At 52.3% G+C, this 23616-nt stretch carries 21 protein-coding genes; 20 read left to right on the forward strand and 1 reads right to left on the reverse strand.

Annotated features, from left to right (window positions below):
• Nucleotides 1-534: 534 nt before the first annotated feature.
• From RO22_RS08090 to orn, 9 genes are all read left to right on the forward strand, one after another.
• Nucleotides 535-1560: a TRAP transporter substrate-binding protein gene (locus RO22_RS08090; RefSeq protein WP_027959055.1), complete on the forward strand. Its 1026-nt coding sequence runs from the start codon at nucleotides 535-537 to the stop codon at nucleotides 1558-1560.
• 57 nt (nucleotides 1561-1617) lie between these two features.
• Nucleotides 1618-2139 (forward strand): TRAP transporter small permease subunit, encoded by a 522-nt coding sequence (locus RO22_RS08095; protein WP_041158029.1) that lies wholly within the window; start codon nucleotides 1618-1620, stop codon nucleotides 2137-2139.
• Nucleotides 2129-3436 (forward strand): TRAP transporter large permease subunit, encoded by a 1308-nt coding sequence (locus RO22_RS08100; protein ID WP_027959056.1) that lies wholly within the window; start codon nucleotides 2129-2131, stop codon nucleotides 3434-3436. The genes RO22_RS08095 and RO22_RS08100 overlap by 11 nt, the downstream gene beginning before the upstream one ends.
• A gap of 12 nt (nucleotides 3437-3448) precedes the next feature.
• The gene (locus tag RO22_RS08105; protein WP_041158030.1) at nucleotides 3449-4648 is read left to right on the forward strand and encodes a mandelate racemase/muconate lactonizing enzyme family protein; all 1200 of its coding nucleotides are present in this window, start codon (nucleotides 3449-3451) and stop codon (nucleotides 4646-4648) included.
• An 11-nt stretch (nucleotides 4649-4659) separates the two neighbouring features.
• Nucleotides 4660-5427 carry an SDR family oxidoreductase gene (locus RO22_RS08110; protein ID WP_041158031.1) on the forward strand — a complete coding sequence of 256 codons (768 nt, stop codon included), beginning with the start codon at nucleotides 4660-4662 and terminating at the stop codon, nucleotides 5425-5427.
• Nucleotides 5428-5436: 9 nt separating this feature from the next.
• Complete coding sequence (locus RO22_RS08115) at nucleotides 5437-6480, forward strand: L-idonate 5-dehydrogenase (RefSeq protein WP_041158032.1); 1044 nt, start codon at nucleotides 5437-5439, stop codon at nucleotides 6478-6480.
• A 180-nt stretch (nucleotides 6481-6660) separates the two neighbouring features.
• Nucleotides 6661-7371 carry a GntR family transcriptional regulator gene (locus tag RO22_RS08120; protein WP_022523974.1) on the forward strand — a complete coding sequence of 237 codons (711 nt, stop codon included), beginning with the start codon at nucleotides 6661-6663 and terminating at the stop codon, nucleotides 7369-7371.
• Nucleotides 7372-7395: 24 nt separating this feature from the next.
• Nucleotides 7396-8370, forward strand: a complete 975-nt coding sequence (locus tag RO22_RS08125) for a 2-hydroxyacid dehydrogenase (RefSeq protein WP_009287756.1) — start codon at nucleotides 7396-7398, stop codon at nucleotides 8368-8370.
• Between the two features lie 253 nt (nucleotides 8371-8623).
• The gene (gene orn / locus RO22_RS08130; protein ID WP_039859766.1) at nucleotides 8624-9229 is read left to right on the forward strand and encodes an oligoribonuclease; all 606 of its coding nucleotides are present in this window, start codon (nucleotides 8624-8626) and stop codon (nucleotides 9227-9229) included.
• Nucleotides 9230-9233: 4 nt separating this feature from the next.
• Here the strand turns inward: orn and queG are convergent, their stop codons facing one another.
• Nucleotides 9234-10361: a tRNA epoxyqueuosine(34) reductase QueG gene (gene queG, locus RO22_RS08135; protein ID WP_411906188.1), complete on the reverse strand. Its 1128-nt coding sequence runs from the start codon at nucleotides 10359-10361 to the stop codon at nucleotides 9234-9236.
• A 97-nt stretch (nucleotides 10362-10458) separates the two neighbouring features.
• Between queG and RO22_RS08140 the strand changes: the two genes are divergently transcribed.
• The 11 genes from RO22_RS08140 (at nucleotide 10459) to RO22_RS08190 (ending at nucleotide 23579) form a co-directional block, all read left to right on the forward strand.
• Entirely contained in the window at nucleotides 10459-11931 is a 1473-nt protein-coding gene (locus RO22_RS08140; protein WP_041158035.1) for a bifunctional ADP-dependent NAD(P)H-hydrate dehydratase/NAD(P)H-hydrate epimerase, read from the forward strand.
• 11 nt (nucleotides 11932-11942) lie between these two features.
• Entirely contained in the window at nucleotides 11943-12458 is a 516-nt protein-coding gene (gene tsaE / locus RO22_RS08145; RefSeq protein ID WP_039859770.1) for a tRNA (adenosine(37)-N6)-threonylcarbamoyltransferase complex ATPase subunit type 1 TsaE, read from the forward strand.
• On the forward strand, nucleotides 12449-13912 hold the full coding sequence (locus RO22_RS08150; RefSeq protein ID WP_041158036.1) for an N-acetylmuramoyl-L-alanine amidase: 1464 nt from the start codon (nucleotides 12449-12451) through the stop codon (nucleotides 13910-13912). The genes tsaE and RO22_RS08150 overlap by 10 nt, the downstream gene beginning before the upstream one ends.
• Before the next feature lie 18 nt (nucleotides 13913-13930).
• Nucleotides 13931-15838 (forward strand): DNA mismatch repair endonuclease MutL, encoded by a 1908-nt coding sequence (gene mutL, locus RO22_RS08155; RefSeq protein WP_041158154.1) that lies wholly within the window; start codon nucleotides 13931-13933, stop codon nucleotides 15836-15838.
• 60 nt (nucleotides 15839-15898) lie between these two features.
• Nucleotides 15899-16837, forward strand: a complete 939-nt coding sequence (gene miaA / locus RO22_RS08160; RefSeq protein ID WP_041158037.1) for a tRNA (adenosine(37)-N6)-dimethylallyltransferase MiaA — start codon at nucleotides 15899-15901, stop codon at nucleotides 16835-16837.
• Between the two features lie 192 nt (nucleotides 16838-17029).
• A complete protein-coding gene (gene hfq / locus RO22_RS08165) occupies nucleotides 17030-17278 on the forward strand; it encodes an RNA chaperone Hfq (RefSeq protein WP_007114649.1) in 249 nt (82 codons plus the stop codon).
• 37 nt (nucleotides 17279-17315) lie between these two features.
• Nucleotides 17316-18626, forward strand: coding sequence for a ribosome rescue GTPase HflX (gene hflX / locus RO22_RS08170; protein ID WP_022523966.1), 1311 nt, complete (start codon nucleotides 17316-17318; stop codon nucleotides 18624-18626).
• A gap of 149 nt (nucleotides 18627-18775) precedes the next feature.
• Nucleotides 18776-20047 carry an FtsH protease activity modulator HflK gene (gene hflK, locus RO22_RS08175; protein ID WP_027959067.1) on the forward strand — a complete coding sequence of 424 codons (1272 nt, stop codon included), beginning with the start codon at nucleotides 18776-18778 and terminating at the stop codon, nucleotides 20045-20047.
• Nucleotides 20048-20944 (forward strand): protease modulator HflC, encoded by an 897-nt coding sequence (gene hflC / locus RO22_RS08180; RefSeq protein WP_009287760.1) that lies wholly within the window; start codon nucleotides 20048-20050, stop codon nucleotides 20942-20944.
• Between the two features lie 143 nt (nucleotides 20945-21087).
• Nucleotides 21088-22284, forward strand: a complete 1197-nt coding sequence (locus RO22_RS08185) for an ATP phosphoribosyltransferase regulatory subunit (protein ID WP_041158038.1) — start codon at nucleotides 21088-21090, stop codon at nucleotides 22282-22284.
• A complete protein-coding gene (locus tag RO22_RS08190) occupies nucleotides 22284-23579 on the forward strand; it encodes an adenylosuccinate synthase (RefSeq protein ID WP_022523961.1) in 1296 nt (431 codons plus the stop codon). The genes RO22_RS08185 and RO22_RS08190 overlap by 1 nt, the downstream gene beginning before the upstream one ends.
• The last annotated feature ends 37 nt before the right edge of the window (nucleotides 23580-23616 follow it).

Consider the following 23616-nt stretch of genomic DNA (forward strand, 5'->3'; position numbering starts at 1 on the left):
TTTTTGCCTTGTCTGGCCTTCGCTCATTACGTTAATCAGAGGCTCCTTAAGTATTATTTTGTTTTTCACTATTCAGGTTGCATTCAATTCTGCTACTCATTGCAGTGCTCTCATCAACACCTAAAGGCTAAGCATTACAAGGTATCGTAACCGTGCTAAAGGTGAGATTCGCGAAGGTTGTGCGCTCGCTCTGTCTGGTGAAATGTCTCAAGAGCACTCATCAATTAGTATAAGGCATTGTAGCTGCTCACTACGCATTTACTGTGGGCGTCAAATCAGATGACCTTATGTCGTATGCACCTGAAATCGGAGTGGCTCTCGTAAGGAAGTGTTTTATATAACATAAAATGTATTCTTATACATTTTATGTTCTGAGCCAGGATGAATTATAGGGTTGTATAAGCATAGGTCTCACTAGTCTTTTTATGGGTCTTTAAAAAATCTTCACCAAGGGCTATTTGACACAGCAATCTGAGGGCTGCTATTAATATTTTGTGATATATCACAGCATGCATCGCAAACATGGAGCAGCTTATGAAAACTATAAAAAGATCTATCGTAGCAGCGCTTGGCATTGCTTTACTCACGCCTTTAACCAACAGTTACGCGCAAGATGTAACAACGCTTAACTTTCAAACGCATCATAGTTCCTCATCGCTACAAGGGGAGGCTCTTATTAGATTTGCCGATTTGGCAAACGAAATGTCAGGCGGTAGTTTAGATATAAAAATGCATACTGACTCAGCAGTAGTGAAAGCGTCTGAGGCATTTGAGTCAGCCAGCATGGGAATTATTGATGGTGATGCAACAGGGGCAGGATATATAACGGGTAAAAATCCAGCCTTTCAATTTTATGGCGATATCATGGGAGGGTACAACACACCTCACGAGTTAATCGGTTGGTATAAAGATGGAGGTGGATTAGAGCTAGCTAACGAACTATATCACAAGTTTGATATGCACTTGGTTGGAGTGTTTGTCGCGACTCCTGAAGCGCTCAGCTCGACTACTGAGTTAGCGGGGATAGAAGATATAGATGGTTGGAAGTTCCGCTCTCCTCCTGGTATGGAGTCTGAAATATTTGCAAGTTTGGGAGCTGGCCCAGTTGTAATGCCTTTTGGTGAAGTGTTTACGGCGATGTCCACAGGAACCGTTTCCGGCGCGGATGCATCCACCTTGGCAGTGAATAAAGGTTTAGGTCTCTACGATATAGCAGAGCATGCTACTTATCCGGGTTTTCATTCAATGCCCATTGAGCACGTGGCGATGAATCTTGAAAAGTGGAATAGCCTTAGTGAAGCAGAGCAACAAATACTTCGTTCTGCTCTGGATACCATTGCATTGGAGATAGTTCAAGACTCCACGATGCTCGATCGTCAAGCAGCAGTAGAACTTAGACAAGAAGGTGTAACTCTACACGATTGGAGCGAGGAAGACCGTCAGGTATTCAGGGAAGCAGCTCAAGCAGTGTGGGAAGATTGGTCGACACGTAGTCCTGAAGCGAAAGCCGCGTACGATTCACATATCGCCTATATGACGAAAATAGGCATCCTTGAATAGATGAAAATGCCAATAAACCGAGGCCATTAGGCCTCGGCTTACTCAAGGAGAGACTCTATGCCACCTGCTAAGCATAAGTCATCGATTGCAAAAACAATAACGGCACTTTTTTCTTTGCTGCTACTCGTGATTGTGGCCGTCACTTTTTACGAAGTGTTAGCCAGGTATATATTTAAAGCTCCCACCCTTTGGGCCAATGAGCTGGCACTTTGGTTATCTGCGATTCTTTATGCGGCGGCAGGTGTCTATGCAATGCAGCTCGACCAACACCTCCGTATTACCGTCTTATATGACGCTTCGCCATCTTGGCTAAAGCGAGTATTCGACTGTATCCAGCTTATTTGCGTGCTTACTTACTGCTTGGCGGTATCCTGGTTCGGTTGGCCCAGTTCATGGAAAGCATTGTCAACGTGGGAGCGCTTTGGTACCGCTTGGAACCCTCCCATACCTGCGACAGTCAAGCCTGCCATAGTGTGCGCAGCACTGATAATAGCGATCTACGCGATTATCAATTTCGTCAACAATATGCGGGGGATCGACACTCGCTCACTGGCTGAGGAGAAGGGACGTGTCGATTGAGTTAATTACCCTAGTACTTGTTCTTGGCGTTCTATTTCTGATGGCCATAGGTGTGCCGCTGGCCTTTGCTGCGGGCTCTCTTGCGATCACAATCGCTTACTTTAATTATGGTACTCCCGTCATCGCCATTGCCCACAAAACGATATATGGGCTGGCTACTGAGTATGCGTTACTCTCTATTCCGTTGTTTATATTTATGGCAACGCTGTTAGAAAGATCGAGAATAGCCCACGACCTTTACAATAGTCTCAATAAACTATTTGGACACCGAAAAGGTGGCGTAATGACCGTTACGCTTGTTATATCCATCTTTATGGCTGCCATAAGCGGTATCATAGGTGGTGAGATTGTTCTGCTCGGTCTAGTGGCACTACCTCAAATGTTGAGGCTTAACTATGATAAAAAACTGGCAATTGGAGTGATCTGTGCTGGCGGTTCCTTGGGGACAATGATCCCTCCGTCAATTGTGCTAATTGTTTATGGGCTCACAGCCGAAGTCTCAGTGCATAAATTGTTTCTCGCTTCATTTGTTCCAGGCTTTGTATTAGCGCTTGCCTATTATGCTTATATCTATATTCGTTGTACGTTAAATCCAAACCTAGCCCCAATGCCCGATAAAGTAGAAGTCGAAGCCATTGGTTGGAAGGACATCATTCATGGTTTCCTTCCGTTTCTGTTGCTAATTTTTATCGTGTTTGGGTGCATCTATGGAGGAGTAACATCAATTACAGAAGCAGCCGGGGTCGCTGTGGGCGCCACCCTTATGGTGATATATGCGCGCAAAGAGCTTTGCAAAGAGTTAGTGTGGCAAGCGCTTAAAAGGACGCTCCTGTCATGCGGTATCATTTTATGGGTAACTTTTGGCGCAGCGGTATTAATTGGAATATACAATCTCTCAGGGGGGCAACAGTATGTTACTAGCTTTATTGCTGGGCTAGGTATTTCTCCTTTTGCAACAATCTTGGTTATGATGCTAGTGTTTTTTGTGCTTGGACTGTTTATGGATTGGATTGGAATACTGCTTCTTACAATTCCTATTTTTGTACCAATTGTAACTCATTTAGGTTATGACCCAGTATGGTTTGGTGTGCTCTTTTCACTAACGATGCAAGTTGCATTTTTGTCACCTCCATTTGGGCCGGCTGCATTTTATTTAAAAAGTGTTGCCCCACCTGAGATCAGCCTTCAAACAATATACGCTTCGCTTTGGCCATTTATGCTTATACAAATAGCAATACTGGTATTTATGTTGGCTTTTCCTGGTATAGCACTTTGGTTGCCTGCCGCACTCAGCTAAAAAGGATTAAAAATGAAAATAACAGCGATAAAAACATATCGACTAAAAGAATTTTTCAATGTGCTTTGGGTACACGTTGAAACGGATGCTGGTATCGTCGGTTTAGGTGAAACATTTTATGGTGCTGGGGCTGTAGAGGCCCATATACACGAAACACTTTCCGAGCGATTGTTGGGCAAAGATCCTCTTCATATTGAGGCTTTGCACAAAGAGATGGTATCACTCCCCATGGCACAGTCTTCAACAGGCGCTGAATACCGCGCAGCCTCTGCTATCGACATAGCTCTCTGGGATATCTTTGGTAAAGTATGTAACCAGCCAGTCCACCAAATGTTAGGGGGGCTTTGTTGGGAGAAAATTCGTATATATAACACTTGCGCAGGTTATCGTTACGTTCGAACCAACAATATCAAGCCGGTTTCAAATTGGAATATAGGTGCCTCAGAGGGGCCTTATGAGGATCTGGACGGCTTTATGAACCGCCCAGCGCAGTTAGCTGAAAATCTCCTGGAGTCGGGTATTACGGCAATGAAAATCTGGCCATTTGACCCTATTGCTGCTGAAACGCGTGGCCAGTACATCACCTCACCGCAAATGAAAAAAGCCATAAAGCCCTTCGAAGAAATACGTAAGGCCGTTGGCGATGATATGGACATTATGGTTGAGTTCCATTCTCAGTGGAATTTACCTACTGCAAAAAATATTGCTAAGGAATTGGAGCAATTTAATCCCACTTGGTATGAAGACCCCATCCGAATGAACTCACCGCAAGCACTTGCTGAGTTTGCCGCTTCTACCTCTGTTTGGACGTGTGCCAGTGAAACGCTTGGTTCTCGTTGGCCCTATAAAGACATGCTGGATCGTGACGCAACCCATGTGGTTATGGTCGATCTCTGCTGGACTGGGGGGTTAACAGAAGGGCGCAAAATAGCCTCCCTTGCCGAAACCTGGCATCGCCCTTTTGCTCCTCATGACTGTATTGGCCCGGTTGGATTTGTGGCCGCCATTCATATGTCGTTTAGTCAGCCAAACACGCTCATTCAGGAGAGTGTAAGAGCTTTTTATCGAGGCTGGTACACCGAGTTGGTAACGGTTGTACCCAAAATCGAGAATGGCTTTGTATACCCCATGGAGGGGCCAGGGCTTGGCGTTGAGCTTCTGCCCACTTTCTTTAAACGCTCCGATTTGAGCGTGAGAAAAACGTCACTTTAAAGGAGATACCCATGGCAACGAATCTTTTTGATTTAACAGGCAAAACCGCTCTCATTACCGGCTCTTCACGGGGCTTGGGTCGCGCTTTTGCCGAGGGGCTTGCCAGTGCTGGAGCTTCGATCATCCTTAACGGAATGAACCGAGAGCGACTAGAAGTTGCTGAAAGAGAGATGACTCAGAGTGGCTATCATGTCGAAATCGCTGCTTTTGATGTCACCGATGAAAGCGAGGTTAAATCAGCCTTCGCTAAATTCGATAAAGCTGGTATCAATATTGACATTTTGATTAATAATGCCGGAGTGCAGTTTAGAAAGCCGATGGTTGAGCTTGAAACATCCGATTGGCACCGTGTAATAGATACTAATTTAACCTCAGCTTTTGTTGTCGGCAGAGAAGCGGCAAAAAGAATGATTGAGCGTGGTTACGGCAAGATAATTAATATAGGTTCCCTAACCAGTGAGCTAGCCCGGGCAACGGTTGCTCCCTACACGGTAGCCAAGGGCGGCGTTAAAATGCTGACTAAAGCCATGGCTGCTGAGTGGGGAGAGCATGGTATCCAGGCTAACGCCATTGGGCCTGGTTATATGTTGACTGATATGAATGAAGCCCTAACCTCAAACCCAGATTTTGATGCATGGGTAAAAAGCCGAACACCTGCCCGTCGTTGGGGAAAGCCTGAGGAACTCGCAGGAACAGCCATTTACCTTAGCTCCGCTGCTTCAGCCTATGTTAATGGACAAATAATTTATGCTGATGGCGGCATGATATCAGTGCTATAGGGGGCCTTTATGCAAACAATAGTTATACACTCCCCCGGTGACTTGCGCGTCGAAGAGCATCAAGAAGCGCATCCGCCTGGTTCAGGTGAAGCAAAAATAACGATTAGTAAAGGTGGTATTTGCGGCTCTGACCTTCATTACTTCCATAACGGCGGTTTTGGTGCGGTAAGGTTGCAAGAGCCTATGGTTCTAGGGCATGAAGTAGCTGGTGTTGTCGCGGAACTTGGCATAGGTGTTTCACATTTGAAAGTGGGCGATAAGGTGGCTGTGAATCCTTCTATGCCTTGTGGCATATGCCAGTACTGTCAAAATGGCCAACGAAACCAATGCGAAGACATGCGTTTTTTTGGAAGTGCCATGCGTTTTCCTCATCAACAGGGGTTGTTTCGCCAAAATGTAACGATTCCAGCCCAACAACTCTACCCGCTACAACCCGATACTGACCTGACATATGCTGCTTGCGCAGAGCCTTTAGCCGTTTGCCTCCATGCTGTACGCCAAGCAGGCTCTTTGGTCGGGAGTAACGTATTAGTCTCGGGATGCGGGCCGATTGGCTGCTTAACGGTACTTTCTGCTGCTCGTGCTGGGGCTCAATATATTACCGCGACAGATCTTTCTGATGCTCCTTTAGCGATTGCGGCTCAATTAGGTGCGCATCGTAGTGTTAATCTCAATAGCCAACCAGATGCGTTGACCTCCCTTGCTCACGGGAAGGGTAGCCAAGATGTTATCTTTGAATGCTCGGGTAGCCCCAAAGCACTTGCGTCGGCATTAGAGATTATTAAGCCCGGCGGTATTATTATTTTGGTCGGTTTAGGTGGTGAGATTTCATTTCCCTTAAATTTAGCGGTTGCTAAGGAGGTTAAGATGATGGGGAGCTTCCGCTTTGACGAGGAATTTTCCCAGGCAGCTGATCTTATTGATAGAAAGGTGGTTGATTTAAAACCTTTCGTATCTTCAGTTATACCTTTTGGAGAGGCAAAGTCTGCTTTCGATCTAGCTTCTCTGCGTGAAAAATCCATGAAAGTTCAGCTTGATTTTGACGGAAAATGAGTTTTTACATGGTAATTTGTTGTGCTTTTTTTGATAGAGGTTGATTGAATGTTAGATTTGTATTTGCTATGAAAGGTGTGATGAGTATTTTTGTTTATTTACCAAGTATAATATTTTATTTGGCGAGCTTATGTATGGAAAAATAGGCAAGTTTTGTCCGATAACAATGGCTGAATAGATATGAGCAATAAAACTAGTAATGCGGGTCAGAACCTGCTTGATCTCGCCTATGATAAGCTTGAAGAACTCATTGTCACCTGCGAGCTAAAGCCAGGCAGCCATCTTAGGATTCAAGACTTACAAACGATGACAGGCTTTAATCGAATGCCGGTGTATCAGGCGACAACTCGTTTGGCTGCTGATACGTTAATGATTATTCATCCGCGACAAGGTGTCCAGATTTCACCAATAGACTTGTCTCGTGCTTCATTACTGCTTGACTTACGTCGAGACCTTGAAAGGTTTGTTATATCGCTGGCTAGTCAAAGGGCAAGCGACGCGCAAAGAAGACAGTTTCGCCACATAGCTAACTTGTTAAAAACAAGTGAGTCTTTAACTATCTCTGAATTCAATGCTTATGATAGCAAAATAGACCAAATGGTGCTTTCCGCGTGCGGTGAGCCTTTTCTACAGTATACGCTTAGACCTCTGCATACTATTTTTCGAAGAATTGGCTGGGTTTATCATTCCTATACTGCCGGTGGGGAAAGTCTTGATAGTACCGTGGAAGGTCATATCGCTGTCCTGGATGCCATACTTTCCGGTAAGCCAGAACAAGCCGCACTGGCATCTGATAAGCTTATTGACTTTGTGAAAGATATGTTGCCGGTTTTAAGCGATGAATTACCTCCTAGTGTCTTTGATGTAAGAATGGAATTTAAACAACCTTAATTTAATAACAATACTGGAGCTTCCATGGACATAGTCTTTCATGGCAAAAATGCACAAACATTTTTTAGCAATTTTGAATCCCTTCTTGAGGACGATCACACCATAAAACTGTTGCCAGATACGCTCGAATCCGAAGAAGATATTGCTTGCTATGCCGGTGCCGATGTCATTGTTGGTGTCAAACATGATTCATCGCTACCTACTTTAACAAAAACAAAGTTGTTTCATGTCCCAGGCGCTGGTTATGACGGTTTAGACCTCTCTCTGCTTCCAAGCACAACAACGGTCTGTAATTGTTTTGGCCATGAGCAAGCCATCGTTGAGTATATTATATCAGCTCTGCTGCTGAGACATGTTCCTCTAGCGGATGCTGATAAAAAATTAAGACATGGTGACTGGGAGTATTGGGCTGGTGGTGCATCAGGCCTACGCACTGAGCTATCTTCTGAATCCATAGGTATCATCGGTTTTGGACATATTGGGAAAGAATTGGCAAGTCGAGCTCATGCTTTTGGAATGGATGTTTCAATAGCAAATAGGAGCATAGTTGAAGCGTCTAACCAAATAAAAAAATATTATGCTTTTGATGATCTATCTTCTATGTTGAAAGATGTCGATATTGTCGTTAATACGCTTCCGCTGTCTAAAGATACTGAAGGTTTTATTGGTCAAAAAGAGTTTAAAGATATGAAGAGGAGCGCTGTTTTTGTCAATGTTGGTCGTGGCCGCGTGGTTGATGAGAAAGCGTTATTTGATGCCCTAAATGAGTCGAGAATTGCTAGCGCGGTCATAGATACTTGGTATGTCTATCCAGCAGGCTCAGAGTCTAACCCTTTACCCGCTTCTCTTCCTTTCCATGAATTAGACAACGTGATTATGACCCCGCACATGTCAGGATGGACACACGGTACGGTAAAGCGCCGCCAGTTAACGATGGCACGCAATATTAATAAACTTTCCAAGGGTGACGGCGATCTTGTGAACATTGTTTCTACTTAAATGCCAATTAAATCAGAGATCTGCTTGTGAATCTTTACCCATAATTAAAACGGCATAGTTTGCTGATGATATAGCTTCAGCGGCAGATGCGGAACTGTTTCCTCTCGTGTTAAAGTGCGAGAATTTATAGGGCCTGTGGACGTTTCGTCGTGATTCACGCTGAAACGTCCACAGGCCCTTGTTTAACTGTAAGCGTAAATTTAAGGCACAATGGCATGATTTGAATAGCCATTTAGGCAAAAGGATAACGGTAATGAGCAACGATACGACGGGTGCAACAGAAGGAAAAACAGCGCCGCGGAATGATCTGCTGGTGTGGATTGATCTAGAGATGACCGGTCTCGATCCTAATAAAGAGCGCATCATTGAAGTAGCCACGCTCATTACAGATGCGGATTTGAATGTGGTCGCCGAGGGGCCGGTTATTGCGGTGAAGCAGCCCGATAGTCTGCTGGCGCAGATGGATGACTGGAACCAGAAAACCCACGGCGAATCAGGCTTAGTCGCACGCGTGAAGGCAAGCCAAGTGGAAACCGCTGAAGCTGAGCAGCAAACCCTGGCGTTTTTGCAGCAGTACGCAGTGGCAGGTTCGTCGCCCATGTGTGGCAACAGCATCCATCAGGATCGTCGTTTTCTCGAGCGTGAAATGCCTGCGTTGCTCAACTTTTTCCACTACCGCAATCTTGATGTGTCTACCATAAAAGAAGTGGCCAAACGCTGGAACCCCGGTGCGCTGGCGGGCTTTAGTAAACAGAATGTGCACTTGGCCATGGACGATATTAAAGAGTCGATTGCTGAGCTGGCCCACTACCGCAATACATTTTTACGCGTTGATCAGCGCAGCGACGAAGAAGAGTAAGCGCTTAAGGCCCGTCAGTAGTAATTAGCTCACCGCGTTTGAGGCGCTGCTCCTCAAGCGCCCAGGCGACGTGTTCACGCACCAGCGAGCTTGGGTAGGCTCTGCGCGCCAAGAGCGCGGCTTCAACGGCCTCGCTCCAGGGCGCGTTGCCCAGGCCAATGGCGATATTGCGCAGCCAGCGCTGGTAGCCAATGCGCCGAATGGGGCTGCCAGCGGTTTTATCCAGAAACTCCGCTTCGCCCCAGCCAAACAGGCTAATAAGCGATGCGCGATCCAGGTCATGGCGCGGCGCAAAGTCATCTTCCTGGGTAATATGGGTAAAACGCGTAAAAGGGCATACCAATTGGCAGTCATCGCAGCCGTAAATACGGTTGCCCATGGCGCGACGAAACTCGACTGGAATCGCCCCGTGCAACTCAATAGTGAGATACGAAATGCACTTGCGCGAGTCGATCACTTTATCGTCAACAATGGCACCGGTGGGGCAGGCCACTTTGCACGCGTTACAGCTACCGCAGTGTTCGTGCTCAAACGGTGCGTCAATGGGCAATGGAAGGTCAGTATAGAGTTCGCCAACAAAAAACAGCGAACCCGCCTTGGGGTTGAGCAGCATGGCGTTTTTGCCAAACCAGCCGAGCCCCGCTTTTTGAGCCAGGGCGCGTTCCATCACCGGCGCTGAGTCGACAAAAGCGCGGTAACCGAAGCTGCCGACTTCCTGCTCAATTTTTTTTGCTAATAGGGCTAACCGTTTGCGGATTAGCTTGTGATAATCACGGCCAAGGGCGTAGCGCGATACATAGGCGCGGTTGGGCTGACCGAGCACCTTGGTGCTCTCCACCTCGGCGGGCAGGTAATCCATACGCACGCTGATAATGCGTTGAGTGCCGGGTTCCAGCTCCTCTGGGCGAGTGCGCTTGGTGCCATGCTTGGCCATAAAGCCCATTTCGCCGTGGTAGCCCTTTTCCAGCCACGCGTCGAGGTGGTCTTCATGAGCCGACAGTTCAGTATCGGTGATGCCCACCTGCTGAAAACCCAGCTCTCGCCCCCAGGTTTTAATCAGGTCGGCAAGGCGAGCAAGTTTCTGGTCAGTCATTGCACCATCAGAACGTGCAAAGGCAGTGGAATTCGACATAGTCAATCAACAGCAAGGCATTAAGCGCGCTATGCTAACGCATTGGCAGCCATCAAAACATGTGAAAGGAGCGATCGTGACAGTCCCGAATACTTCCATGCTACGCCCCCTCTATAAAGCCGCCCAGGTTCAGGAACTCGATCGGCGCACGATCGCCGGGGGTATCGATGGCTTTGCATTGATGCAGCGCGCCGCCTCAAGCGCCTGGCACAGCTTCCGCTCCCGCTGGCCACAAGCACGTAGTATCACCGTGCTATGTGGGAGTGGCAACAACGGTGGCGATGGTCACGTGCTGGCAGCGCTAGCCATGCAGTCGGGCCTCAAAGTGCAGCGGATAACCCTTAAGTCCGTCGAAGAGCTCAGCGGCGACGCGGCCCGTGCCGCAGAATTAGCAACATCCGCGGGCGTGGGCTGCGAGGAGTGGCACGCTGGGATTGAGCTCACCGGCGAAGTGATTGTTGATGCATTGCTGGGTACCGGGTTGACCGGTGAAGTAGAGGGGCGCTTCAAGCGTGCTATTGAAACGATCAACGCTGCAAAGCAGCCAGTCCTGGCGATTGATATTCCCTCTGGATTGGTTGCCGACACCGGTGCGGTACCGGGTATTGCTGTGAAGGCCTCCTGCACGGTGACCTTTATTGGCGATAAGGTTGGATTACATACAGGTGATGCCCCTGCCTATACTGGCGAGATCGACTTTCGACCCCTAGGTGTCAAAGCCCAGGCCTATTTCGATATTCCCCCCACGGCTTGGCGGCTGGATGATTCGCTGCTGGCAGAGGCTTTTGCACCACGCCTGCGTACCAGCCATAAAGGCGACATGGGCCATGTGCTGATCATGGGCGGCGCGCCTGGTTTCGGAGGTGCCGCGCTGCTGGCCTGTCAGGCTGCTGCCCGCTTAGGGGCGGGTAAAGTAAGCTTGGCGACTGCCCCAGAACATATTGCCGCCAGTTTGGTGTGTTGCCCGGAGGTGATGGCTCATGGCGTACGCGGTGGCGCTGAGGCCGCTGAACTGCCCAGTAACGCTGACGTTGTGGTGGTCGGGCCAGGGCTTGGCCAAGCTGCCTGGGGGCAGGCGGTGCTGCAGAGTGCGCTGCAGGCAGATAAGCCGCTGGTGGTAGATGCCGACGGGCTTAACCTCCTGGCGCGCCAGTGGCCGGAGGTTAGCCGTGATAACTGGATTTTGACTCCACACCCCGGTGAGGCCGCGCGACTATTGAACTGTTCCGTTGCCGATATCCAATCCGACCGGCCCGCTGCTGCCCAGGCACTGCAACGCGCTCGGGGTGGTGTGGTGATTTTAAAAGGCGCGGGCAGTTTAATTGCTGGGCCTAGCGGTTTGGTGGTGTGCCCTTACGGGAACCCCGGTATGGCCAGCGGCGGCATGGGCGATGTGCTTAGCGGCATGCTGGGGGCGTTGGTTGCTCAGCGGGGCGAGGTGGAGTTTAGTGTCTGGCTAGGTGCCATGGTGCATGCGTTAGCGGCCGATCGCGCGGCAGCGGAAGAAGGCGAGCGTGGCCTGCTGGCCAGCGATCTGGCATCCTATGCGCGAAAATTGATTAATCCGTGAAGGCAGCCCACATGCAGGTGCAATTAGACAACGAAGAGGCCCAGGTCGCTTTTGGCGAAACTCTCGGGCACGTATTGCAAGGACGCGGGCTCGTCTATCTAGAGGGTGAGCTAGGTGCCGGTAAAACCACGTTAACGCGTGGCATCCTGCGGGCTTACGGCCATCAAGGGGCGGTTAAAAGCCCCACTTACACCTTGGTAGAGCCTTATGAGTTGAACGATCAGCGGGTTTATCATCTGGATTTATACCGCTTAGCGGATCCAGAAGAGCTTGAGTTTATTGGTGGTCGAGACGTGCTGGCCGACGATGCAGTCACCATTATTGAGTGGCCCAGCCGCGGTGAAGGGTGGTTGCCAGCGCCTGACCTGCGCCTAACCTTGGAAGTAGTGGCGCAAGGGCGTTTAGTCTCATTAGCTGCGGGTAGTGATAACGGTCAGCGTATGCTTGAATTATTGCGAAGTAAGGTAAGTGCAGTCAGTAAAGAAGGTTCTGACCAGTTGGAGAACGGTGTGATTCAATGGAAATGAAGGGCATAGCGGCAGGTGTATATCGCTTATTAGCCGCCGGTTTTTTTGCCCTGGCGGCGGTTGATGTACAAGCGTCCAGCGTAGAGAGCATGCGGCTTTGGGCGGCGCCAGATCATGCCCGGCTGGTGTTTGATCTCTCCGCTGCGACTAATGCCAACGTATTTTCGCTGGAGAACCCGGCGCGGTTGGTGATTGATTTAGATGATACCCAAATGGATACCGACCCCAGTACGCTGCCTTTGCACGACAGTGCAATTACCTCGGTGCGTACCGGCGTGCGGGAGGGTGGGGGCCTGCGGGTAGTGCTTGAACTCAATCGAGAAATTGAGCCACGCCATTTTACCCTGACACCTAACGACCAGTACGGTCACCGACTGGTCGTTGATCTCGAATATCCTGGTGAGAGTGCCGTCGAGAATCCGATTGACCCCATTGAGGCGATGATTCGGGACCAGGAAATTCAGGCCCAGCGGGCATCTGCTCAAGGCCAGCTGTCGGACAGCGTGGCGCCGCCTAGCGAGGCAGCGCCGACAGAAGTGCAGGAAGCCAAGCCGCACCCAAGGCGCGATATTATTATTGCCGTCGACGCCGGTCATGGTGGTGAAGACCCAGGGGCGATTGGCCCTTCAGGCACACGGGAAAAGGACGTAGTGCTGGAAATTGCCCGTCGCCTAGCCGCTGAAGTGAACGGTACTGAGGGCTTTAAAGCCGTGCTGGTGCGGGATGGTGACTACTATATAGGGTTGCGTCAGCGTACCGCACTGGCACGTGAGCAGAAAGCCGACTTTTTTGTTTCGATACACGCCGATGCTTTCACCAGCCCAAGACCCCAAGGGAGCTCGGTCTATGCGCTTTCTCAGCGCGGCGCCACCTCGGAAACCGCCCAGTGGCTGGCGGATAGTGAGAACCGCTCCGACCTTATCGGCGGTGTCGATGGCAGTCTCTCCTTGCGTGATAAAGACCAGGTGCTGCGCGGCGTGTTGTTGGATTTGACCATGACTGCCACGCTGAATGACTCGCTCTCGATCGGTGGTCAGGTATTGGAGCAGTTAGGCCGCATTAACCGGCTGCATAAGTCGCGGGTCGAGCAGGCTGGGTTTATGGTACTGAAGTCTCCCGATATCCCCTCGCTGTTGATCGAGGTTGGCTTTATCTCTAACCCTGACGAAGAGCGTCGGCTACGCGACCCAGTCCACCAATCAGGGCTTTCTCAGGCTATCTTCAGCGGTTTGCGCGAGCATTTCGAGCGCTTCCCACCGCCGGCCAGCCTGCTTGCCTGGCAGCGTGATAATCAGCGTCGCCCTTCGGGTAACGAGTACCGTATTCAGTCGGGAGACACCCTGTCAGCGATTGCTGTGCGTCATGGCGTGCCGGTTAATCAGTTGAGGCAGGCCAATGACCTGAATGGTGACGTGATTCGCGTTGGCCAAGTGTTACAGATTCCCCGTTCATGAGGTGCCGTGTTGACTGATATAACCGCTATCGCACCGCGTATACAGGTACTCGACCCACGGTTGGCCAACCAGATTGCCGCCGGTGAGGTGGTTGAGCGCCCCTCATCGGTCACCAAAGAGTTGATAGAGAACGCTATTGATGCGGGCAGCCAGCGTATCGAAGTAGAGATCGAGCAAGGGGGCGCGCGGCTGATCAAAGTGCGCGATGACGGGATTGGCATTGGCGAAGAGGATTTGCCGCTGGCCCTGGCCCGCCATGCCACCAGTAAGATTGGCAGCCTGGAAGACTTAGAGGGCGTTAGTTCGCTAGGCTTTCGCGGTGAAGCGCTGGCATCGATTAGCTCCGTCTCGCGGCTGGAGCTGATCTCCAATGCCGAAGACGACCCCCGCCATGGCTGGCGGGTGGTTGCGGAAGGGCGGGGCATGGAAGCACGGGTGACACCTGCGCCACACCCCCGTGGTACCAGCGTTGGCGTGCGCGATCTGTTTTTTAATACCCCCGCCCGGCGCAAGTTTCTGCGCACAGAAAAGACCGAATTTGCCCATGTAGAAGAGGCATTTCGCCGTCAGGCGCTATCCCGCTACGACATCGCCTGGGTATTGCGCCATAACCAAAAAGTCATTCACCAGTTGCCCGCCGGTCACTCTGCGGCGGCCCGGGAGCGGCGTATTGCCTCGCTGCTGGGCAAGAATTTTATCGAGCATGCTCGCTATATCGAGCGCGAAGCGGGCGGTATTCGGCTAAGCGGCTGGGTTGGCTTGCCCACCCACTCGCGCTCACAGGCTGACCAACAGTACTTTTTTGTCAATGGACGCGTGGTGCGTGATCGTTTGGTCGCCCACGCGGTGCGTCAGGCCTATCGTGATGTGCTGTTTAACGGCCGTCATCCGGTCTTTGTGCTTTATCTGGAGCTTGATCCAGACGTTGTGGACGTCAACGTCCACCCCACCAAGCATGAAGTGCGCTTTCGTGATGGTCGTATGGTTCACGATTTTCTCTATTCGAGCCTCCATCACTCCCTGGCGTCGGCTAAACCCGCTGAGAGTGCAGAGGAGCATGATGCCGAGGTGGCTGATACGTCAGGCGCATCGCCACAGGGCGAAGCTTCAGAAGTGGGTGCCGAACAACCCCGCTGGCAGCAGCAGGGGATTGCGCTGACCCACTCGCCGGATCGCCACCCCGGTGCTGAGCGCGTGCGCCGCTTTATGCAGGGTTATCAGGCGCTACACCCCAATCACGAAGAAACGCTGTTAACGCCTCAGCCGAGCCCTCCCAGTGAGCGAGGTAGTGAGGTGCGTGAAGCGCCCCTGGCGATGCCTGATAACGATCCCACTGCGCCACCACCACTAGGGTTTGCGCTAGGGCAGTTGCACGGCATTTATATTCTGGCCCAGAACGCTGAGGGATTGGTGCTGGTGGATATGCATGCCGCCCATGAGCGAATCGTCTATGAGCGCATGAAGACACAGCTGGCCGCTGCCAAAGGGTTGGATGCGCAGCCGCTGCTAGTGCCTGTCTCCATTGCTGCTAGCCGGGCCGAAGTGGCCACGGCAGAGAGCGAGCAAGAGGCAATTGCCAAGCTGGGTATTGAGCTGGATATCGCCGGGCCAGAGACGCTGCTGGTACGCCAACTGCCGGCGTTACTTGCCCAGGCTGATCCTGAGGCGCTGGTGCGTCAGATGCTGGAAGAGCTGGCGCGCTATGGGCGTACCCATCAAGTCGAGGCTAGGGTGCATGAACTACTCTCTACTATGGCCTGTCATGGCAGCGTGCGTGCCAACCGTCGGCTTACTATCGACGAGATGAACGCGCTACTGCGCGACATGGAGCGCACCGAGCGCAGCGACCAATGTAATCACGGTCGTCCCACCTGGACGCAGATGGGGCTCAAAGCGCTTGATCGGCTCTTCTTGCGCGGCCAATAGATGCTTGAACAACAGCTGCGCAATCAGTAATCACCATTTTCTTAGCTAATGGAACCGCGCATGGCTGATACCCGCCCCTGGGCGATTTTTTTAATGGGCCCCACGGCCGCTGGGAAAACCGATGCTGCGATGGCGCTACACGAGCGCCTGGGGCATGAGCTGATTAGCGTTGACTCGGCCATGGTATATCGCGGCATGGATATTGGCAGTGCCAAACCCAGCGCGAGTGAGCTTGCCCGTGCGCCTCACCACTTGATCGATATCCGCGATCCCGCTGAGCCCTATTCGGCGGCCGATTTTCGTTTAGATGCGCTTTCTCTTATGCGACAAATCAGCGCGGCGGGCAAAGTCCCCCTGCTGGTCGGCGGTACTATGCTTTACTACAAGCGGCTGGTCGAAGGGGTGGCAAACTTGCCTTCTGCCGACCCGGCTATTCGCCAGCGGCTTGAAGCACAGTGGCAAAACGAAGGACTATTGTCGCTACATCAACGCCTGGCAGAGGTGGATGCGCTATCCGCCCAGCGCATTCACCCCAATGACCCGCAGCGCGTCATGCGCGCACTGGAGGTGTACTACGCCAGTGGGCGGCCAATGAGTGAGCTGTGGGCGGAGCAGCAGCCGGAAACCTTTCCCTGGCGCGTGTTGTCGATAGCTTTGGCGCCCAGTGATCGCAGCTTGCTGCATCAACGCATTGCCCAGCGTTTCGAAGTAATGTTGGGTGAGGGCTTGATAAATGAAGTCGCCGCCCTCAAAAAGCGTAATGACTTACATTTAGGCCTACCGGCGATGAAGAGTGTTGGTTATCGCCAAGTGTGGGAGTACCTGGAAGGTGAGTATGACTATGCCTCCCTCGTTGAGCGAGGCGTGATCGCAACTCGTCAGTTAGCCAAGCGACAATTAACCTGGTTAAGAAGCTGGCCAAAACTTAACTGGGTAGATTCACCGCGCTCAGATGCACTGGATCAGGTGTTGAAACTCGTGCGTGACAGCAGTGCTTAGCGTAAGATAGTTCGCTAAGCTGGTAATTTAGGTAGTGTGTTTTCGATTGGCTGGGTGTTTGAGCCTTTCGAATATCACTAGGCTCTTCGGGCATCATTCGGCCTTTCGGGCAGTAATAAAATAGTGCGGCGTAGCACCAGTAGGGCACGCCATTTGATAATTAACCCCAACGACAGTTTTAGGGAGAGCAACATGTCCAAAGGGCAGTCCCTTCAAGACCCGTACTTGAACATTCTGCGCAAGGAGCGCATTCCGGTCTCTATCTTTTTGGTCAACGGCATTAAGCTGCAGGGCCAGATCGAATCGTTTGACCAGTTTGTTATCCTGCTGCGCAATACCGTTAGTCAGATGGTTTATAAACACGCTATTTCCACGGTTGTTCCATCTCGCAACGTACGCTTGCCTGCGCAAGACCCGGCAGAGCAGGATGCGGAGATTTAACACCGCTGGAGAAGCAAGAGAGTCCACGAGGTATTGATTGTTTTTCGAACGCCCAGACGCCGGTGAAACGGCAGTTCTTGTTCACGTCGATTTTCATGATGAACAAAAACGTGAAGACCCGGGTGAGTTTTTAGAGCTCGTACGCTCTGCTGGTGCAGAGCCTGCGACTCTTCTCACTGCTAGCCGCCACCGACCTGACTCGCGCACCTTTATTGGGTCAGGTAAGTTGGAAGAGCTGCGGGCACTGCTCGCGGCTCATGAGGCAGAGCTGGTGATCTTCAACCATAGCTTAAGTCCCTCTCAAGAGCGCAATGTAGAGCAAGAGCTCAAGTGTCGAGTGCTCGACCGTACTGGTTTGATCCTCGATATCTTTGCGCAACGGGCAAGAACCCATGAAGGTAAGCTGCAGGTAGAGCTTGCTCAGCTTGAATATATGTCGACTCGCCTCGTGCGTGGTTGGACACACCTAGAGCGGCAAAAAGGTGGGATTGGCCTGCGCGGCCCAGGCGAGACGCAGTTAGAAACTGACCGTCGTCTGCTGCGTGGTCGGATCAAATCGATTCACAAACGGCTCGATAAAGTGCGCAGCCAGCGCGACCAGAATCGCCGAGCGCGTGCGCGCGCGGAAATTCATAGCGTATCGCTGGTGGGGTACACCAACGCCGGTAAGTCAACGCTATTTAACGCCTTAACCAATTCTGAGGTGTATGCAGCCGACCAGCTGTTTGCGACACTTGACCCTACTTTGCGGCGGCTTGAGATTGAAGACGTTGGTCCGGTAGTGATGGCCGATACCGTGGGCTTTATTCGCCACTTGCCGCACAAGTTGGTTGAGGCGTTTCAAGCGACGCTCCAGGAAGCCTCTGAAGCGTCGTTGTTGGTACACGTGATCGATGCCGCAGATCCTGACCGCGAGTTAAACGTGGAGCAGGTGGAGCTAGTGCTCAAAGAGATCGGCGCCGATGATGTGCCGGTACTCAAAGTCATGAATAAAATTGATAAGCTCGATAGTGCCCCACGTATAGAGCGTGATGGGCATGGTGTGCCCGAAGTGGTTTGGCTTTCGGCCCAGCAGGGCCAGGGGCTTGAGCTGCTCCATGAGGCGCTGACCGAGCGCTTGGCAAATGATGTCATTGGCTTTTCGCTGACACTGACTCCCGAGCAGGGTAAGCTGCGGGCAGGGTTGCACGAGCTCAATGCCGTTCGCGAGGAAGCCTTTGATGAGCAGGGGTATTCAGTGCTTGATGTGCGTTTGCCGCGGCGTGACTTTAATCAGTTGATGGCCCAACTGGGCGAGCGAGCCAACACCTATTTACCTGAAGCGCTGCGTGAAACCAATGAGTGGTAAGCGACTTAATTACCCATCCTAGTACGCTGCATGTATGCAGTTTTGTATAAAAATGGTACAAGGTTTATAGAGCAATAATATCAAAACGCGGTGGTGCCGCCTAAGTGTGATGCCATTAGCGTTAGCGAATACCTTAGTGGAGACGAAGTATGGCCTGGAATGAGCCTGGTGGTGGCAACCAGCACGACCCTTGGAGTAGTGGCGGCCGACGCGGTGGAAACGACGGCGATGGAAACCGTGGCAGTAATAATGGCGGCGGCAACAATGGCAATAAAGGGGGCAACAACCAAGGTCCACCTGACCTGGATGAAGCGCTGAAAAAGTTTCAGGACAAGCTCAACAGCATGTTGGGTGGCGGCAAAAAAGGCGGCGGCAAGAAAACCGGTGGTGGCGGTAGTGATAAGAACCGCAACCCTTTCGCGCTGCCAGGCCTGCTGATTATTGTTGCGCTGGCTATTTGGGCTGCAATGGGCTTCTACCTCGTGGATCAATCCGAGCGTGGCGTTGTGCTGCGGTTTGGTGAGTTTCAGGGCATCGTAGATCCAGGCCTGCAGTGGAATCCGCCGCTGATTGACGATGTACGTATGGTCAATGTGACCCGTGTGCGCTCTCTGTCGCAGACCCAGTCGATGCTGACCCGCGACGAAAACATTGTCGAAGTGGAAATTTCTGCTCAGTACCAAGTAGCTAATCCACGCGATTTTGTGCTTAACGTACGCGATCCTGCTATCTCGATTGAGAATGCGCTGGATTCGGCACTACGTCACGTCGTCGGCGGTACCGATATGATCGATATCCTAACCTCTGGCCGTGAGATTCTGGGTAGCTCGGTTGCTAGTCGTCTACAGTCCTATCTCGACAACTACGGTGCCGGTATTCGCCTGCAAACCATTAACATCGAGTCCACTTCGGCGCCCGCGCCAGTGATTGACGCCTTCGATGACGTTATCCGGGCCCGTGAAGATCGTCAGCGTACGATCAACCAGGGTATTGCTTACGCCAACGCGATTATTCCGGAAGCGCAAGGTCAGGCGCAGCGTATTGTTGAGCAGGGGCAGGGTTACCGTGAGTCAGTAGTCGCTGAAGCGCAGGGTCAGGCCAACCGCTTTAACTCGCTACTCTCCGAGTACACAAATGCCCCGGATATCATGCGTGAACGTATGTACCTGGACACAATGGAAGAAGTGTTTAGTAATTCGCCGAAGGTGTTGTTGGATGTAAGCGAAAACGCGCCGCTGATGTATCTGCCCCTCGATCAGCTTAGCGGTGGGAGCAGTAATCGAAATAACTCTTCCAGCGGAAGCGCCAATAGCGATGAACAGCTAGACCCGAGTGTGCTTGAGCGGTTACGCAACACCCAGGGCAGTTCCAGCTCTTCATCGAATACCAATAGTAGCTCCATCCGCAGGGAGGGCCGGTAAATGATTAATAATCGATCCCTGCTGATTGTTGGTGGTCTAGCTGCCGTGGCGTGGCTGGCAAGCAACACTCTGTACGTGGTAGACGAAACCGAGCGTGCCGTTAAACTGCGCTTTGGTGAAGTCATTGAAGAGAATATTCAGCCTGGCTTGCATGCCAAAGTGCCGATCGCGCAAACGATTCGTAAGTTTGATACGCGCTTGTTGACGCTGGACACCGATACCAGCCGCTATCTGACCCTTGAGCAGAAAGCGGTTATCGTTGACTCCTATGTTAAGTGGCAGGTGGTTAATCCTACTCGCTACTACGAGGCGACTGCCGGCGATGAGTTGATGGCCATTCGCCTGATTCAGCCGCGGGTGGATGAGAGCCTGCGTAATGAATTTGGTCGCTTGAATCTTCAGGAAATTATCGCCGAGCGTCGTGATGACCTGATGACGGGCCCCACCGCAGAACTCGACGAGCTGATGCGTGAAGAGCTCGGGGTGGCAATTCGCGATATTCGTATCAAGCGCATCGATTTGCCCGAAGACGTATCAGCCGCTGTTTTTGAGCGGATGCGCTCCGAGCGTGAGCGTGAAGCTCGTGAATGGCGTGCTCAGGGTCAGGAAGAGGCTGAGCGTATTCGCGCCAATGCGGATCGTCGTCGCCAAGTACTGCTTGCCCAGGCCAATGAGCGCTCCGAGACGCTGCGCGGTGAAGGTGATGCCCAAGCCGCTGCGATTTTCTCTGAAGCGTATGGTCAGGATCAGGAGTTCTACTCTTTCTGGCGTAGTCTTAATGCCTATAGCGAAAGCTTTGCCGACGATGGCAATCTGATGGTGCTGGAGCCGAGTAGCGACTTCTTCCGCTATTTGCGCAGCGCTGAACCAGAAAGCGGTGAAGACAGCGGCGAGTAAACCGCCGTTGGCCGGTGCTCCTCGTCTTGGTTTGTTGATAGCCAAGCGGGGTTCACCCGGCCAATAAACGTGATAGAATTTGTTGACCGGGCGTCGCCCGGTTTTTTTGTGGCTCCTATTTCTTCAAGTTCAAGGCAATCGTCATGACCATCGCTGACCGCTGGCTACTGCCCGACGGCATGGATGAGGTGCTCCCGCCTCAGGCAAGCCGTATGGAAGAGCTGCGCCGCGCGCTGCTCGATCTTTACCACTGCTGGGGCTATGACCAGGTAATGCCGCCCCCAGTGGAGTTTCTGGACTCACTGTTAACAGGCACCGGCACGGATCTGGATCTTCAGACCTTTAAGCTGACCGACCAGCTAACGGGTCGCATGATGGGCGCCTCGGCGGACGTTACGCCGCAAGTTGCGCGTATGGATGCCCACTCGCTAAAGCGTCAGGGGCCGGTGCGCCTTTGCTACTGCACTAATGTACTGCGTGCTAAGGCAGACCAGCATCAGGGTGGCCGTAGCCCGGTGCAGGTGGGCGCTGAGCTGTTTGGTCATGCCGGGCTAGAAGCGGACAGTGAGATAATTCACTTGGCGCTGGCCAGTATGAAGGCCGCGGGCGCTGAGGAGATTCACTTGGCGTTGGGGCATATCGGTATCTATCGAAGCCTTGCAGAAGCGGCAGTGCTCAGTGACGAGCAGGAGCGTGCGTTATTTGAGGCGTTAGCGCTAAAATCACCCAGTCAACTGGCGCAGCATGTAGATGCCAGCGTCAGCGACCCGGCCTTAGCGGACATGCTGTTAGCTCTGGGTGATCTGCACGGCGGTGCGGATGTTTTACGCCAGGCGCGGGAGCGTTTTGCCGGCGCGCCGGCCTCGGTCACGGCGGCACTGGATCAGTTGGATGCGCTCTATCAAGGGGTGCTGGCGCGCTTTGATGTATCGCTCTACTTTGACTTGGCTGAACTGCGCGGCTATCAATACCACACGGGTATGATGTTTGCCGCTTATGTGCCGGGCTATGGACATGCGCTGGCTAAAGGCGGACGTTATGACGATACCGGGCGGGCCTTTGGTCGTGCGCGCCCGGCCACCGGCTTCTCGATGGATCTGAAACAGCTGGCGTCGCTGGCGCTGGCCTCCCCGAGTCGCGGGGCTATTTGGTCGCCCGCTGTGCAGGATGAGTCGCTCAACGCTGCCATTGTCGCGCTGCGTGAGCAGGGGGAACGCGTGATTCAAGCGCTGCCAGGGCAGCGTACTGGGCCGGCGGAACATGAGTGTGACCGCCGTCTTGAGCTTATCGATGGTCGTTGGCAGCCAACGGCCCTGACACAAGAGACGAGTGCATCATAATGGGTAAGAATGTCGTAGTGCTGGGCACCCAATGGGGTGACGAAGGCAAGGGTAAAATCGTTGACCTGCTGACTGAATCCGCATCCGCCGTGGTGCGTTTTCAAGGTGGCCATAACGCGGGTCATACGCTGGTCATCGACGGTGAAAAGACCGTTCTTCACCTGATTCCATCTGGCGTTTTGCGCCCAGGCAAAACCTGCGTGATTGGTAATGGTGTGGTGCTTTCGCCGGAAGCGCTGATCAAAGAGATCCGTGAGCTGGAAGCCAAAGGTGTGCCAGTACGCGAACGCCTGCGTCTGTCGCCAGCTTGTCCGCTGATCCTGCCCTACCATGTGCGCCTGGATCAGGCCCGTGAAAAAGCCCGTGGCATTGCCAAAATTGGCACCACTGGCCGGGGCATTGGGCCTGCCTACGAAGACAAAGTCGCCCGTCGTGGCCTGCGCTTAGGCGATATGCTTCATCGCGAACGTTTCGCTTCCAAGTTGGGCGAAGTGCTCGACTACCACAACTTCGTGTTGGTGAATTACCACGGTGAACCGGCGGTCGACTTCCAGGAAGTGCTGGACACGGCGATGCAAATGGCCGAAGAGCTGCGTCCCATGGTGTGCGATACCGTCAGTATGGTGCACGACCTGCGAAAAGCCGGTGAGAATATCCTGTTTGAAGGGGCTCAGGGCTCGCTGTTGGATATCGACCACGGTACCTACCCCTATGTAACCAGCTCTAACACCACCGCAGGCGGCACAGCCACCGGCTCTGGCGTCGGCCCGCTCTATTTGGACTACGTGCTGGGTATCACCAAGGCGTATACCACCCGTGTTGGTTCAGGCCCGTTCCCCACTGAGCTGTTCGATGTCGATGGCCGCCACCTTGCCGAGCGTGGCCACGAGTTTGGTGCTACCACTGGCCGTGCCCGCCGCTGTGGCTGGTTTGACGCTGTGGCACTGCGTCACGCGGTGCAAATCAACTCGGTCACCGGTATCTGCCTGACCAAGCTGGACGTACTGGACGGGCTGGAAAATATCCGCGTGTGCGTTGGCTATCGCAGTAAAGATGGTGACGTGCTGGAAACGCCAGTGGATTCAGAAGGCTATGAAGCTGTTGAACCCCTCTACGAAGACCTGCCAGGCTGGAAAGAGTCGACTCTAGGGGCTAAAAAGGTAGAGGATTTACCTGCCAATGCCCGCGCTTATATCAGTTACCTTGAAGAGCAGGTAGGTACCAGTATCGATATTATCTCCACCGGTCCAGACCGCATGGAAACCATCGTGCTACGTAACCCGTTCGATAGCTAAGCACGCTTTAAGCGGGCCATTAGTGAGCAGATGAGCA

It is taken from the genome of Halomonas sp. KHS3 (genome assembly GCF_000830495.1).
GTDB classification, from domain to species: domain Bacteria; phylum Pseudomonadota; class Gammaproteobacteria; order Pseudomonadales; family Halomonadaceae; genus Vreelandella; species Vreelandella titanicae.